This window comes from Candidatus Poribacteria bacterium, assembly GCA_021295755.1.
Lineage (GTDB): Bacteria > Poribacteria > WGA-4E > WGA-4E > PCPOR2b > PCPOR2b.
The window spans coordinates 1-342 of record JAGWBT010000256.1 but is presented as its reverse complement, the minus strand read 5'-3'; the positions used below and the strand labels follow the sequence as shown (position 1 = coordinate 342).

Here is a 342-nt window from a genome sequence, read left to right as displayed (position 1 = left end):
CTATACCCTCTTCTCCAGTCTCAAGAAAATCAGATATAACAATATTGATTGTTTCAAAGGCTGGGACAGTGATACTATTCCCTCCGCGAGTTAGGGTGTGGTCAGTTGCGTCATCATTATAAATTTGTATAGACTCTCCGCCCTCCACCTCAATAACAAGCGGGTCAGGGGTACAGCCGGTAATGTTTAAAAGATCGACATTTACAGCTGCTGCATCCACCGCCTCCCACCATCGATTTCTCTCTTCATCTGTCGTATCTTCCCCCGGCCAATCTGAAAATAGATCAATTGCGGGTGTAACTTCTTCCGTCGGATCAGGCATTACGGTTTTCCCAACCGTCA

At 46.2% G+C, this 342-nt stretch carries 1 protein-coding gene; it reads right to left on the bottom strand.

Translation table 11 applies throughout. The annotated features are described in order from the left end of the window. The coding region (locus J4G02_23165; protein ID MCE2397406.1) for a hypothetical protein at positions 1 to 322 on the bottom strand (322 nt) is incomplete at its 3' end. Between the last annotated feature and the right edge of the window lie 20 nt (positions 323 to 342).